This is a genomic window from Streptomyces sp. NPDC104381, assembly GCF_055583745.1.
Genome location: NZ_JBVJNK010000008.1, coordinates 477,369 through 490,757 on the forward strand (window position 1 = coordinate 477,369; position 13,389 = coordinate 490,757).

Genomic DNA, 13,389 nt, shown 5'->3' on the forward strand with positions numbered 1-13,389 from the left:
CTCTTTGCATCATCATCGATGGGCCACGATCGCGCGGCCCACTACTCACGTGTCACAGGCGTCCGGTGAGGCGCCTGGCGTTCTTCAGGTGGGCGGTCAGCTCACCCTGGATCCGCAAGGTCGCCTCGTCCAGCGCTTTTCTGGTGCGCCGCCCACTGCCGTCGCCGGCCTGGAAGGCGTCACCGAAGACGACGTCGACCCTGCTGCGCAGCGGCGGCAGTGCCGATATCAACCGTCCGCGGCGCTCCGTGCTTCCCAGGACCGCGACGGGCACGATCGGCGCCCCGCCGCGCACCGCGAAGTACGCGAGCCCCGCACGCAGGGAGGCGAAGTCGCCCTCGCCCCTGGTGCCCTCGGGGAATATCCCGAGGACGCCGCCGTCGTCCAGCACGCCGAGTGCCTGCGTGATGGCGTTGCGGTCGACGGTCGTACGGTCCACCTTCAGCTGCCCGATTCCGCGCAGGAACGGGTCGAGGGGGCCGACGAACGCCTCTTTCTTGATCAGGAAGTGGACGGGCCGGGGCGCGGTGCCCATCAGCATCGGTCCGTCGAGATTGTGCGCGTGGTTCACCGCGAGTATGACGGGTCCGGTGGTGGGGACGCGCCACGCTCCGAGCACACGGGGCTTGAACAGCCCGTACATGAGCCCGATGCCGATCCCGCGCCCGACGGCCGCTCCGCGCGGCGTGGGCGCGGTGGTGGCTCCGGTCACTTCGCGGCCTGCTTCTCCCCGACGAGGGTGACGACGCACTCGATGACCTGCGTGAGGGTCAGGTCGGTGGTGTCCACCTCGACGGCGTCACCGGCCTTGGCCAGCGGCGAGGTCTTGCGGCCCGAGTCGGCGGCGTCCCGCTTGATCAGCGCCTCCCGGGTCGCGGCCAGGTCGGATCCCTTGACCTCACCGCTGCGGCGGGCGGCGCGCGCCTCAGGGGAGGCGGTCAGGAAGATCTTGATGTCGGCGTCGGGGAGCACGGTGGTGCCGATGTCACGGCCCTCGACGACGATGCCCCGCTCGGCCTCCTTGGCGATCGAGCGCTGCAGCTCGGTGATCAGGGCACGCACCTCGGGCACGGCGCTGACGGCGCTGACCTTGGAGGTGACCTCCTGGGTGCGGATGGGGCCCGAGGCGTCCTCGCCGTCGACGGTGATCGTCGGGGCGGAGGGGTCCGTGCCCGAGAGGATGACCGGCTTGGCGGCGGCCGTGGCGATCTCGGCCGGGTTCTGCACGTCGATGCCGTTGTTCAGCATCCACCACGTGATCGCCCGGTACTGGGCGCCGGTGTCCAGGTAGCTCAGGCCGAGCTGCGCGGCGACGGCCTTGGAGGTGCTCGACTTGCCGGTGCCGGAGGGGCCGTCGATGGCGACGATCACTGCGGCCGGGGCGGTCCGGGCGGCGGCGCTTACGGTTTCCACGGTGGTGGACACCTTCCTGGTACACGGGGACGGGCGGAGCGGGGGCAGGGCAGACCGGGGCGCCCTCCCCACAAGGTTACCGAGTGCGCGAAGCGCCTTTGTACCCCTGTCTCCGGGCCCGTCCCCCGGCCCGCTACGGGCGGATCGACCAGCCGCGCTCCCCGAGGGCGGCGGCGAGCGCGGGTGCGGCGCTGGGCTCGACCATCAGCTGGACCAGTCCGGCCTGCTGGCCGGTGGCGTGCTCGATGCGGACGTCCTCGATGTTGACGCCGGCCCGTCCGGCGTCGGCGAAGATGCTCGCCAGCTCGCCCGGCCGGTCGCTGATGAGCACGGCGACGATCTCGTACGACGCGGGGGCGGCCCCGTGCTTGCCGGGGACCCTGACCCGGCCGGCGTTGCCGCGGCGCAGGACGTCCTCGATGCCTTCGGTGCCGGTGCGGCGCTTGTCCTCGTCGGCGGACTGGAGGCCGCGCAGCGCCCGGACCGTGTCCTCCAGGTCGGTGGCGACGCCCGCCAGCACGTCGGCGACCGGGCCGGGGTTGGCGGAGAGGATCTCCACCCACATCCGGGGGTCGGAGGCCGCGATGCGGGTGACGTCCCGAATTCCCTGGCCGCACAGGCGTACGGCGGTCTCGTCGGCCTCCTCCAGCCGGGCGGCGACCATCGAGGAGATCAGCTGCGGGGTGTGGGAGACCAGGGCGACGGCGCGGTCGTGGGCGTCGGCGTCCATGACGACGGGGACGGCCCGGCAGAGCGCGACCAGCTCCAGGGCGAGGTTGAGGACCTCGGTGTCGGTCTCCCGGGTCGGGGTGAGGACCCAGGGGCGGCCCTCGAAGAGGTCGGCGGTGGCGGCGAGCGGCCCGGAGCGCTCCTTGCCGGCCATGGGGTGCGTGCCGATGTACGGCGTGAGGTCGACGCCCAGGGCCTCCAGCTCACGGCGCGGGCCGCCCTTGACGCTGGCGACGTCGAGGTAGGCGCGCGCGACGCCGTCACGCATCGCCGTGGCCAGCACGGAGGCGGTGTGGGCGGGCGGTACGGCGATGATCGCCAGGTCGACGGGTCCGTCGGGCACCTCGTCCGTGCCGGCGCCGAGGGCGGCGGCGGTGTGCGCCGACGACGGGTCGCGGTCGGCCAGGTGGACCTGGACGCCGCGCCCCGCGAGGGCGAGGGCGGCGGAGGTGCCGACCAGGCCGGTACCGATGACGAGGGCTGTTCTCACTGGGCGATGTCCTTGCGGAGGGCGCCGGTGGCGCCGAGGTAGACGTGGCTGATCTCGGATTTGGAGAGATACGTCTCCACGTGCGCCAGGATGCGGACCACGCGGGGCATGGCCCCGGTGATGTCGAGCTCCTGGGCGCAGATCAGCGGTACGTCGACGATACCGAGGCCCCGGGCGGCCGCGGCCGGGAAGTCGCAGTGCAGGTCGGGGGTGGCCGTGAACCACACGCTGATCAGGTCGTCGGCGACGAGCTGATTGCGCTCCAGGACCGCGGTGAGGAGTTCGCTCACCCGCTCGTCCATGTGTCCGGCTTCGTCCCGGTCCAGCTGGACGGCTCCACGGACTGCTCGTACCGCCACGTCGTTGTACCCCTCGTCGCTCGTGCTGCGTGCCCTTTCAGCGTAGAGGTGCGGCGGCGCCGCCGGTCATCGGTGCTCTCTCCGTGAGACGACGGGAGGGACACGGCGGGGCTCGGAAGGACACGCAGGGACACGGCGGGCGTGCGTGCCGCCGTGTCTGCGCGGCCGGGGCGCCCCGCGGGGTCAGGATGCCTTCGTTCGTCCGGACGCATCGATCCTGCGAGGAGAGACATGAACGCACGGCGAAGGACGGTCCTGTCGGCGGGAGCCGCGACCCTGGTGACCGGCTGCGGGTCGTCCGGCGGGGGCGGGGGCGGCGAGAGCTCCCCGCCCGCGTCCGGGAGCGCGGAGCTGGCCGGGACGTCGGAGATCCCGGTGGGCGGCGGCAAGATCTTCGAGGACCGGAAGGTCGTGGTGACCCAGCCGGCCGCCGGGCGGTTCAAGGCCTTCTCCGCGGTGTGCACCCATGCGGGCTGCATCGTGTCCTCGGTCGCCGACGGCACCATCGACTGCGCGTGCCACGGCAGCCGGTTCGCCATCGAGGACGGGGCGGTCGAACAGGGCCCCGCGACCCGCCCGCTGCCCGCCGAGCGGATCACCGTGGAGGGCGGCGGCATCCGGCTCGCCTGACGGAGGACGCGGTGGCCGCGTACCCTCGCGCGCATGATCACCCCTGATGGCGAGCGGCTCGTACGGGAGCACACCGTCTACTCCTGTGTGATGGGCTCCCGCGCCTTCGGGCTGGCCACCGACGACAGCGACACGGACCGGCGGGGGGTCTTCCTCGCTCCCACCCCGCTGTTCTGGGGCTTCACGAAGCCGCCGACGCATGTCGAGGGTCCGGCCGACGAACAGTTCTCGTGGGAGCTGGAGCGCTTCTGCGAGCTGGCCCTGCGGGCGAACCCGAATGTGCTGGAGTGCCTGCACTCCCCGCTCGTGGAGCACGCCGACGCCACGGGCCGGGAGCTGATCGGCCTGCGCGGCGCCTTCCTGTCCCGGCAGGCGCACGGGACGTTCGTACGCTACGCGCTCGGCCAGCGGCGGAAGCTGGAGGCCGACGTCCGGACGCACGGCGCTCCGCGCTGGAAGCACGCCATGCACCTGCTGCGGCTGCTGACGTCGGGGCGGGACCTGCTGCGGACGGGCGAGCTGAGGATCGGGGTCGGGGACGCCCGCGAGGAGCTGCTGGCGGTGAAGCGGGGCGAGGTCCCGTGGGCCGAGGTGGAGCGCCGGATGACGCGCCTGGCCGAGGAGAACGACGAGGCCGCCTCCCGCTCCCCGCTGCCCCCGGAGCCCGCCCGGGAACGGGTGGAGGCCTTCCTCGTACGGACCCGGCGGGCGTCGGCGAGCGGCTGAGGGCTGTCCTGCGATTCCTGGCGGATCGGCCCTCAGGCGGTGGTGTCCGCGGGGCGTCGCGCCACCCACAGCTGCCGTGTCGAGCGGACGACCAGGTCGTCCCGGTGCCGTACGTCCGCCGGGCCGCCGTCGAGCAGGGTGGAGAGCGCCGCGAGGTCGGCGGGGTCCGCCCGGCCGTCGAGGGCGCCGTGGATGCGGCCGAGCACGAGGTGGGCGTAGTCACCGGTGCCGGCGGGCAGGGGGGCGCGCAGCTCCAGCGACTCCGTGTGCTCCTCCTCGACGGTGAGGCCGGCGGCGCCCAGCAGGGCTCCCCAGTCGGCGCCCAGGTGCGGCACCTGCTCGGCGTGCAGGCCGTCCAGCGCCTCGCGGCACCGGGTTTCGAGGCCGGGCCGGCTGGCCACCGCGTCGTCCGGGAGGAAGCGCGGCAGCCCGTCCAGCTCGGCGACGGCCAGCAGTCCGCCGGGGCGCAGCGCGGTGCGGACCCCGGTGAGGGCGGCGGCCGGGTCGTCCACGTGGTGCAGGGAGGCCGAGGCCCAGACGAGGTCGGCGTCCGTGATGCCGGCGAGTCCGGCGCCCGCGTCCGTCTCCAGGGTGTCCACCCGGTCGCCCAGGCCCTTGGCGCGGGCTGCCGCGACGAGCCGGGCGAGCATCGCGGGAGAGCTGTCGACGGCGGTCACCCGGGCGTGGGGGAAGCGTTCCAGCAGGGCGAAGGTGCCGGCCCCGGTGCCCGATCCCAGGTCGACGACGTGGCTGACGCTGTCCCCGGCGAGGCCGGCGATCCGGCCGGTCACCGCGGTGAGGTACGGGGCGACGATCGCGGCGTCGAGGTCGAGCACCTGGGCGAGCACCTCGTCCTGGCCGGCGTCCGCGTGCCCGTGCTCGTGGCCGTGCTCATGGCTGTGCTCGTGGTGGTGGCCGGGACCGTGGTGGTGCGGGGTGGCGGCGTGGGAGTGGGAAGCGGCGGATGTCATGCCACCGAGCCTACGAATCTTTGCGTGCATCGCATACCGTCTTGCCCATGACGCAAGAAGGAAGTGATCTGGACGGCCTCGTGCGCATGCGGATCCGGGCGCTGCGCGCGGCGCACAGCTGGTCGCTCGACGATCTCGCCGCCCGCTGCCACCTCAGCCCCTCCACCCTCAGCAGGATCGAGACGGGTCACCGCAGGATCGCGCTCGACCAGCTCACCGTGATCGCCAGGGCGCTGGGCACCTCGCTCGACCAGCTCGTCGAGACGGACGCCGAGGACGTCGTCATGAACCCCACCCGTGACCTGGCGCGGGGCCTGACCCAGTGGGCGATGCGCGGCGATCCCGGCGTCACCGTGGCCCGGATACGGCTGACCGGCCCGCCGCCCGAAGGCCCCTCCGCGCTCAAGGCGCACCCCGGCCGCGAGTGGTTCACGGTGCTGTCCGGCACGGCGTTGCTGCTGCTCGGCGAGCGGCGGCTGCGGGTGGAGAAGGGACAGGCGGCGGAGTTCACCACGATGCTCCCGCACGCGCTGGGCGCCGTCGGCGGCCCGGCCGAGGTCCTCGGCATCTTCGACCGGGACGGCCGCCGCTCCCATCTGCGCGAACGCGGGTGAGAGGGCGGCCGGCGGGCCGTCAGGACGGAAGGGTCTCCCCCAGCCGCGCGCGGACGACGAGGTCGTGCAGGGCGTCGAAGGCCGACGGGGCCTCCGGGAGCCGTGAGGCGGCCTGCGCCTCGTCGAGCACGGCGTGGAGCGCCTCGACGTCACGGGTGACGTCCGGGCCGTCGGGCAGCCGCGCGGCCCCGTGCTCGGCCTCCGCCTTCGCCTGGATCAACGCGGGCAGGTAGCCGGGCGCGGCCACCTCGTCCAGCAGCGTCGGCAGATGCGCCACCAGCGTGCCGGAGCGCATCAGGTGGATGCCGGTGAGCACGGCGGGGAACGTGTAGAGGAGCGGCTTCAGTTCGCCGGTCCTCCCGAACAGCCGCCACTGCGTCCCGGCGAACCCCCGGTAGTGGTGGCCGTGATGACGGGTCACCACCGCCGGTGCCAGCGCGGCGAGTTCGGCGTGCAGCTCCGTGGTGTGAACCACCAGCGGGGACGACAGCTGCTCCAGCACATAGCCGTTGGGCTTCAGCATGAGGCGGACGAACTTGCGGAGATCGTGGGTGACGAGGTCCATCTCGACCCCGTCGTGGTCCCACATCCGTGACCGGGTCTCCTCCGGTGTCCGGAGGCCGACGAGGTCCTCGGCGGGCAGGACGTGGACCCCCCGCAGGTCCACGTCCGAGTCCCGTGAGGGGAAGCCGTACAGATGGGCGCCCGAGACCGTGGCGAACAGCAGCGGGCAGGGCTCCTGTCCGAGGACCGGGGTCAGGTCGGTGACCGGCAGCCCGGCCTCTCGCAGGAGCGTCGTGTCACTGGGCATGGATCAAGCGTCCCAGAGCGCGGCCAGCGACAGCAGGTCGCTGCGGTACTCGATGCGCTCCGACCACTCCTTGGGCCAGGCGCCGGCCCCCAGGTGCGCGCCGGCGAATGCGCCCGTGAGGCAGGCGATGGAGTCGGAGTCGCCCCGGGTGCAGGCGGCCCGGCGCAGGGCGGTCAGGGGTTCCTCGGGGAAGAGCAGGAAGCAGTGCAGGGCGGTGGCGAGTGCCTCCTCGGCGATCCAGCCGTCCCCGGTGCGCTCGCACGGGTCGGTCTCGGGTGACGGCCGCAGAAGGGCGTCCTGGACGTGTCCCAGCGCGGCCAGGCACTCGTCCCAGCCGCGGCCGATGAACGCCTCCGGCGAGGCGTCATGGGTGTACCGCCACAGGTCACCGAGCCACCGGGTGAGGTAGCGGCCGCGGTTCTCGTACGCGTACGAGCGCAGCTGGCCCACCAGGCCGAGCGGTTCGGCCCCCTGGGCGAGGAGGTACACCGCGCGGGCCGTGAGGTCGGAGGCCGCGAGGGCGGTGGGGTGGCCGTGGGTCAGGGCGGCCTGGAGCTGGGCGGCCCCGGCACGCTGTTCGTCGCTGAGGCCGGGCACCAGCCCGACGGGTGCGACACGCATGTTGGCGCCGCAGCCCTTCGACCCCGTACGGCTGGCCTCCTGCCAGACCCGGTCGCCCTCCAGCAGCGCGCACGCCTCCAGGCAGGTGCGGCCGGGAGCGCGGTTGTTGTCGGGTGAGCGGTTCCAGCGGACGAACTCCTGGCGTACGGGGTCCGTCATCCGCTCGGGGGTGAGGAGTCCCTGGTCCATGGCGGTCCGGATGCCGCGCCCCAGGGCGAGCGTCATCTGGGTGTCGTCGGTGACGAACGCGGGCTCCGGGAGCCGCATCCCGCGCCAGGGCCCGCACTTCGCGAGGATCGCGGGGACGTCGTTGAACTCGGTGGGGAAGCCCAGCGCGTCGCCGAGCGCGAGCCCGGTCAGCGTGCCCGTGGCCGCCTGTTTGGTGAGAATCCGTGTCGGGATCATGATGTCCGTCCTTCAGGGCGTCCTTCCGGGCGCAGGAGTGGTGGGTGCAGGGCGGTGGCGGTACCCGCCCGGTAGAGGGCGGCCGGTTTTCCCCGTCCGCCGGTGCGGCGCGGCGGTCCGTCCACGGCCTGGACGAAGCCGGGTGTGGTGAGGACCTTGCGCCGGAAGTTGGGCCGGTCGAGCTCGACGCCCCAGACGGTCTCGTAGACCCCCTGGAGCTCCCCGAGGGTGAACTCGGCGGGACAGAAGGCGGTCGCCAGGCAGGAGTACTCCAGCCGGGCACCGATCCGGTCGTGCGCGTCGGCCAGGATGCGGTCGTGATCGAAGGCGAGCGGCCCGGTGGAGGCCGCGTCCCACCACTGCGCGTGCGCCGCGTCCCCGCCGCCCCGGGGTTCCGGGAGGTCGGGCACAAGTGCGGCGTACGCGACGGAGACGACTCGCATCCGGGGGTCGCGGTCCGGGTCGCTGTAGGTGCGCAGCTGTTCCAGGTGGAAGGAGCACACGGACCTCTTCGTGAGGCCGGTCTCCTCGGCGAGCTCGCGGCGGGCGGCCTCCTCGGCGGACTCCCGGGGCAGGACGAATCCGCCGGGCAGCGCCCACCGCCCCTTGTAGGGGGCCTCGCCGCGCTCCACGAGCAGGACGTGGAGCCGTGCCTCGCGGACCGTGAAGACGGCGAGGTCGACGGTGACGGCGAAGGGGACGAAGGCGTGGGGGTCGTACCCCTCGGGGGCGGTGCTCATCGTTTCTCCGGCAGGGGTGCGGTGAAGTGCCACCCGTCGGCGAGGAGTTCGTCCACGGCGGCGACCGCCTGCCCGAGGCGTTCGGTCCGGTCGCCGGTGATCTCGACGAACCGCCTTCCGGTACGGGTCAGTTCGGCGCGGAAGCGTTCGGTCATCCAGGGTCGCAGCTCCTCCCCGTCGCGCAGTCCGTCGTCCTCGAACGCGACACCCTCGTGGCCGGTGAGCAGCCAGAGGTGGTGGGTGACCCGGTCGGCGGTCTTCTCGACGAGCGGGTTGCGGCCGCCGACGTAGCGCTCGTGCCAGACGGTGGTGGCGAAGGAGTCGGTGTCGCAGAAGAGCACCGGGGACCCGGTCCGTGCGGCGGCCTCCTCCCTGGCGTTCTGCGTCTCGGCGATGAGGGGGAAGTCGTCGGTGGTGAAGGAGACGTCCTCCCACCGGGCGTCCGGCCACCGCTCGCGCAGGGCGGCGAGCTTCGCCTCGCTGAACTCCCGCCCGTACTCGGCGACGTACCCGGTGCGTGCCCAGATCCCGCCGCGCCGCCGGTAGTGCTCGGCGAGCGCCAGGGCCAGGGTGGTGGTGCCCGTGGACTCGGCGCCCAGGACGACGACCCGGCGGGCGAGGCCGGCCCGTACGGGCGGCTCCAGGTAGTCCCAGCAGCCGGCGGGGTCGGCGCGGACGGCGGTGCCCGAGACGGGGAAGAGGGTGCGGCCGGGGTCGACGAGGACGGACTCCGCGCCGAAGCGGCGGGCCAGTTCCCCGCCGTACGCCTCGGAGGTGAAGACGGCGTCGACCCGTTCGGGCACGGCCGCGGTGAAGACGTCCATGTGGGCGTCCCAGACCGCCGCGTCGGTGACGTCCATGGGGATGTCGTCGACGGCGCCCACCACCCGGACGTCGGGGTGCGCGTCCCGCATCCAGGCGACCCGGTCGGCCAGCGGCACGGACTCGACCGAGGCGGCGCAGACCAGGACGGTGAGCTTCTCGCAGCGGTCCCGCGCGGTGCGTACGAGGTGGTGGTGGCCGGCGTGCGGCGGATAGAACTTCCCGAGGACGAGCCCGTGCCCGTGGCGCCTCATACCGGCACCACCGCGCCCTCGCGCCGGCCGGCGGCCAGATCGCGGTTCCAGTGGCGCAGCCCGACGAGGCAGAGCGTGAGGAAACCGGCGTACAGCAGGGAGGTGAGGTAGAGCTCCTTGTAGGCGTACAGCGGGATGTAGACCAGGTCGGCGGCGATCCACAGCCACCAGGACTCGACGCGCTTGCGGCACTGCCCGTACGTCGCCATGAGCGACAGCGAGGTGGTGAGGGCGTCCCAGAACGGCACGGTCGAGTCCGTGGCCCGGGACAGCAGCAGGGTGAGCCCGAGGGTCCCCACCGCCCCCGCCGCGAGCAGCCAGGTCCATTCGGTGCGGGTGGTGCTCCGCACCGGCAGGACGGATGTCCCTGGTCCACCCCCGTGGGTCCAGGTCCACCAGCCGTACGCGGCGAGGGAGATGAAGACGATCTGCAGGCCGGCGTCGGCGTACAGACCGGACTGGGCGAACAGCAGGATGAAGAACAGGTTGTTCGCGATGCCGATCGGCCAGTTGGCGAGGTGCTGGCGGGCGACGAGCCAGACGCACAGCGCACCGCTGCCGAAGCCCAGCACCTCGGTCCAGCTGACCGGGGTGTCCAGGACCGTCACCAGGGGCTGTTGCAGGGGATCGAGTACGTCCGCGAGCGTCACGCCGCCTCCTTCTTTATGGTCACTATGACTATAAAGAAGAAACGGCGGACGCGAAAGGCCCGCGGCCGGTCCCGTTCGAAAAAGTGAACGAGGGACCGGCCGCGGGCCGTTCGGGGTGCGCGGTGGCTACAGGCCGACCTCGCGCATGAGCATGCCGACCTCGGTGTTGGTCAGGCGGCGCAGCCAGCCCGACTTCTGGTCGCCCAGCGGGATCGGCCCGAAGGACGTCCGCACGAGGCGCTCGACCGGGAAGCCGGCCTCGGCCAGCATCCGGCGGACGATGTGCTTGCGGCCCTCGTGGAGGGTGACCTCGACCAGGTAGTTCTTCCCGGTGTTCTCGACGACCCGGAAGTGGTCGGCGCGGGCGTAGCCGTCCTCCAGCGCGATGCCGTCCTTGAGCCGCTTGCCGAGGTCGCGCGGGAGCGGCCCCTGGACGGCCGCCAGGTAGGTCTTCTTCACGCCGTACCTGGGGTGCGTCAGACGGTGGGCCAGCTCGCCGTGGTTGGTGAGCAGGATGATGCCCTCGGTCTCGGTGTCGAGCCGGCCGACGTGGAACAGCCGCGTCTCGCGGTTGTTCACGTAGTCCCCGAGGTTCTGACGGCCGTCCGGGTCGCCCATGGTGGAGACCACGCCGGCGGGCTTGTTCAGCGCGAAGAAGAGGTACGACTGGGTCGCGACGGTCAGGCCGTCGACCTTGATCTCGTCCTTCTGCGGGTCGACGCGCTTGCCCTGCTCCAGGACGATCTCGCCGTTGACCTCGACACGGGCCTGCTCGATCAGCTCCTCGCACGCCCGGCGCGAGCCCATGCCGGCCCGGGCGAGGACCTTCTGCAGACGCTCGCCCTCCTGCTCGGCGCCGGGGTGCGTCTTCGGCGTCCTGATCTCGGGCTTCTCCGCGTACCGGTCGCGGTTGCGCTGCTCGATCTTGGCGTCGAGCTCACGGGGGCGGGCGGGCGCACCCTGGCGCCGGCCGCCCTTGCTCACGTTCTGTGCGGGCTTCGGGCCGCCCTTGGCACCGCCGCGCGCGGCCGCGCCGCGGCCCTTGCGGGGGCCGCCGTCGCCGCCGGGCCTGTCGGAGCCCACGTCGTAGCGGCGCTCCTCGGGACGGGGCCGGCGGGGGCGCTGCTCCTGCTTGTCGTCGCGCCCGGAGCCGGAGACCCGGGGGTTCGGGTTGCTGTTCCTGCCGGTGCCGGCGTTGTTCCTGGCGCTCCGGCCGCCGCCACCGCTGCGGCCGCCACTGTTGCCGCCGCTGCCGCTTCCGCTGTTCCTGCCACTGCTTCGCATCAAAAATCCGTCTTGTCGTGTGCGTGAGTATCCGGGGTGTCCGGTGCGTCCGGATCGAACGACGGCACACCCTCTAGCGTCTCAGCCTCGATCGCGTCCGCCTCCGGGAGGAAGGGCGCGAGCTCCGGGAGCTCGTCCAGGCCTCGCAGGCCCATGCGCTCCAGAAAGTAGTTCGTCGTCCTGTACAGGATCGCACCTGTTTCGGGTTCCGCGCCCGCCTCCTCCACGAGCCCCCTCTGGAGGAGGGTCCGCATGACGCCGTCGCAGTTCACCCCGCGTACCGCCGAGACCCTCGAACGGCTGACCGGCTGACGGTACGCGACCACCGCGAGCGTCTCCAGTGCCGCCTGGGTGAGCCGGGCGTGCTGGCCGTCCAGGACGAAGCCCTCGACGGCCTCCGCGTACTCCGGGCGGGTGTAGAAGCGCCAGCCTCCGGCGACGAGCCTCAGGTCGAATCCACGGCGCTGGACGGTGTACTCGTCGGCCAGCTCCCGCAGCGCGTCCGCGACGGCCCTGCGGGGCCGCTGGAGCACCTTGGCGAGGTGTTCCTCGGTGGCGGGCTCGTCGACGACCATGAGGACCGCCTCCAGCGCGGGCTTGAGGTCGAGCCCGGCGACCGTCGCCTCGCGCCCCTCGTCGTCTCCGCTCATGCCTGTACGTCCTCCTCCGGCTCGCGCACCTCTTGGTCGAACTCGTCCGTGACCACCGGTTCGGCCCCCTCACCGCCGGCCCAGCGCACCAGGAGGTCGCCGAGCGCCTCCTCCTGGTCGAGCGCGACCGCCTTCTCCCGGTAGAGCTCCAGGAGCGCCAGGAAGCGGGCGACGACCGTGAGGGTGTCCCCCGCGTCCTCGGTGAGCTCCCGGAAGCTGATCTCGCCCTCCGCCCGCAGCCGCGCCACCACGATCTCCGCCTGTTCGCGGACGCTGACCAGCGGGGCGTGGATGTGGTCGACGTACACCTGCGGCTTGGGCTTCGGCTGCATCGCCTTCACCGCGAGCCGCGCGAACCCCTCGGGGCCGATGCTGATCACGACCTCGGGCAGCAGCTCGGCGTGCTGGGGTTCGAGGCCCACGGTGCGGGGGTGGCGGCGGGACTCGGACTCCAGCCGGTCGCTGAAGATCTCCGCGATCCTCTTGTACGCGCGGTACTGGAGCAGCCGCGCGAAGAGCAGGTCGCGCGCCTCCAGGAGCGCCAGGTCCGCCTCGTCCTCCACCTCGGCGGTGGGCAGCAGCCGGGCGGCCTTCAGGTCGAGGAGGGTCGCGGCGACGACGAGGAACTCGGTGGTCTGGTCGAGGTCCCAGTCCGCGCCCATGGCCCGGATGTGCGCCATGAACTCGTCGGTGACCTTCGACAGCGCGACCTCGGTCACATCGAGCTTGTGCTTGGAGATCAGTTGGAGGAGGAGGTCGAAGGGGCCCTCGAAGTTGACCAGCCGCACGGTGAACCGCCGGTCGTCGCCGTCCGGGGCCGCCGGCGCCTCGGCGGACGGTGCCGGAGCCTCCAGGGGCTCCGTGGGCGCCGCAGGAGCCACCACGGCCTCCAGGGGCTCCGTGGGCGCCGTCGCGGCCTCCAGGGGCTCCGTCGGCTCCGTCGTGGCCTCCAGGGGCTCCGTCGGCTCCGTCGCGGCCTCCGAGGGCGTCGCAGCGGCCGCACGGGCCTCCGTGGCCGCTGCGGGAGCCACAGGGGCCGCCGCAGGAGCCGCAGGGGCCGCCGCAGGGCCCTGGTCCGGGGCCGCCGGGGCCGAGGGAGCCTCCGCAGGCCGTATCCCCGGTCCTCGGCCGAGGGCGCGGCGGGTCGGACGGGGCGGGTCGTCGGCAGTCGGCATGTACTGGGGTCCAGGGGGTGCGGCGGGAGGCGGGCGGTGGGCCCC

The 13,389-nt window shown here is 73.0% G+C and carries 16 protein-coding genes; 3 read left to right on the forward strand and 13 right to left on the reverse strand.

All coding sequences use genetic code 11. From position 1 onward, the window contains the following. Positions 1-52: 52 nt before the first annotated feature. The 4 genes from ACZ607_RS28870 to aroH all read right to left on the reverse strand — a co-directional run bounded on the left by ACZ607_RS28870 (position 53) and on the right by aroH (position 2,991). Positions 53-712 carry a lysophospholipid acyltransferase family protein gene (locus ACZ607_RS28870; protein WP_469739271.1) on the reverse strand — a complete coding sequence of 220 codons (660 nt, stop codon included), beginning with the start codon at positions 710-712 and terminating at the stop codon, positions 53-55. After that, on the reverse strand, positions 709-1,425 hold the full coding sequence (cmk, locus tag ACZ607_RS28875; RefSeq protein ID WP_469739274.1) for a (d)CMP kinase: 717 nt from the start codon (positions 1,423-1,425) through the stop codon (positions 709-711). The genes ACZ607_RS28870 and cmk overlap by 4 nt, the downstream gene beginning before the upstream one ends. Positions 1,426-1,546: 121 nt before the next feature. After that, complete coding sequence (locus ACZ607_RS28880) at positions 1,547-2,632, reverse strand: prephenate dehydrogenase (RefSeq protein WP_469739276.1); 1,086 nt, start codon at positions 2,630-2,632, stop codon at positions 1,547-1,549. Further along, a complete protein-coding gene (aroH, locus tag ACZ607_RS28885) occupies positions 2,629-2,991 on the reverse strand; it encodes a chorismate mutase (protein ID WP_469739278.1) in 363 nt (120 codons plus the stop codon). Before aroH ends, ACZ607_RS28880 begins: the two co-directional genes overlap by 4 nt. 231 nt (positions 2,992-3,222) lie before the next feature. Here aroH and ACZ607_RS28890 point away from each other — a divergent pair, with 231 nt between their 5' ends. Together ACZ607_RS28890 and ACZ607_RS28895 are read left to right on the forward strand one after the other, a co-directional pair. After that, positions 3,223-3,621, forward strand: a complete 399-nt coding sequence (locus tag ACZ607_RS28890) for a Rieske (2Fe-2S) protein (protein ID WP_469739280.1) — start codon at positions 3,223-3,225, stop codon at positions 3,619-3,621. Positions 3,622-3,654: 33 nt separating this feature from the next. Continuing rightward, positions 3,655-4,347 carry a nucleotidyltransferase domain-containing protein gene (locus tag ACZ607_RS28895; RefSeq protein ID WP_469739282.1) on the forward strand — a complete coding sequence of 231 codons (693 nt, stop codon included), beginning with the start codon at positions 3,655-3,657 and terminating at the stop codon, positions 4,345-4,347. A 32-nt stretch (positions 4,348-4,379) separates the two neighbouring features. On the opposite strand, the gene ACZ607_RS28900 is transcribed toward ACZ607_RS28895, so the two are convergent. Then, positions 4,380-5,318, reverse strand: coding sequence for a class I SAM-dependent methyltransferase (locus ACZ607_RS28900; RefSeq protein ID WP_469739284.1), 939 nt, complete (start codon positions 5,316-5,318; stop codon positions 4,380-4,382). Between the two features lie 47 nt (positions 5,319-5,365). On the opposite strand from ACZ607_RS28900, the gene ACZ607_RS28905 reads away from it, so the two are divergent. Then, on the forward strand, positions 5,366-5,932 hold the full coding sequence (locus ACZ607_RS28905) for a helix-turn-helix domain-containing protein (RefSeq protein ID WP_469739287.1): 567 nt from the start codon (positions 5,366-5,368) through the stop codon (positions 5,930-5,932). 19 nt (positions 5,933-5,951) lie between these two features. Here ACZ607_RS28905 and ACZ607_RS28910 read toward each other — a convergent pair whose 3' ends face one another. The 8 genes from ACZ607_RS28910 to ACZ607_RS28945 all read right to left on the reverse strand — a co-directional run bounded on the left by ACZ607_RS28910 (position 5,952) and on the right by ACZ607_RS28945 (position 13,344). Next, positions 5,952-6,743: a nucleotidyltransferase domain-containing protein gene (locus ACZ607_RS28910; RefSeq protein ID WP_469739290.1), complete on the reverse strand. Its 792-nt coding sequence runs from the start codon at positions 6,741-6,743 to the stop codon at positions 5,952-5,954. Positions 6,744-6,746: 3 nt separating this feature from the next. After that, positions 6,747-7,769: an ADP-ribosylglycohydrolase family protein gene (locus tag ACZ607_RS28915; RefSeq protein WP_469739293.1), complete on the reverse strand. Its 1,023-nt coding sequence runs from the start codon at positions 7,767-7,769 to the stop codon at positions 6,747-6,749. Beyond that, positions 7,766-8,509: an NUDIX hydrolase gene (locus tag ACZ607_RS28920; protein ID WP_469739294.1), complete on the reverse strand. Its 744-nt coding sequence runs from the start codon at positions 8,507-8,509 to the stop codon at positions 7,766-7,768. The genes ACZ607_RS28915 and ACZ607_RS28920 overlap by 4 nt, the downstream gene beginning before the upstream one ends. Then, on the reverse strand, positions 8,506-9,585 hold the full coding sequence (locus ACZ607_RS28925; RefSeq protein WP_469739296.1) for an AAA family ATPase: 1,080 nt from the start codon (positions 9,583-9,585) through the stop codon (positions 8,506-8,508). Before ACZ607_RS28925 ends, ACZ607_RS28920 begins: the two co-directional genes overlap by 4 nt. Beyond that, entirely contained in the window at positions 9,582-10,235 is a 654-nt protein-coding gene (gene pnuC, locus ACZ607_RS28930; RefSeq protein WP_469739298.1) for a nicotinamide riboside transporter PnuC, read from the reverse strand. The genes ACZ607_RS28925 and pnuC overlap by 4 nt, the downstream gene beginning before the upstream one ends. Positions 10,236-10,361: 126 nt before the next feature. Further along, complete coding sequence (locus ACZ607_RS28935; RefSeq protein ID WP_469739301.1) at positions 10,362-11,519, reverse strand: pseudouridine synthase; 1,158 nt, start codon at positions 11,517-11,519, stop codon at positions 10,362-10,364. Further along, the gene (gene scpB, locus ACZ607_RS28940) at positions 11,519-12,169 is read right to left on the reverse strand and encodes an SMC-Scp complex subunit ScpB (RefSeq protein ID WP_469739304.1); all 651 of its coding nucleotides are present in this window, start codon (positions 12,167-12,169) and stop codon (positions 11,519-11,521) included. The genes ACZ607_RS28935 and scpB overlap by 1 nt, the downstream gene beginning before the upstream one ends. Next, positions 12,166-13,344 (reverse strand): segregation and condensation protein A, encoded by a 1,179-nt coding sequence (locus ACZ607_RS28945; protein WP_469739306.1) that lies wholly within the window; start codon positions 13,342-13,344, stop codon positions 12,166-12,168. Before ACZ607_RS28945 ends, scpB begins: the two co-directional genes overlap by 4 nt. Positions 13,345-13,389: the final 45 nt, after the last annotated feature.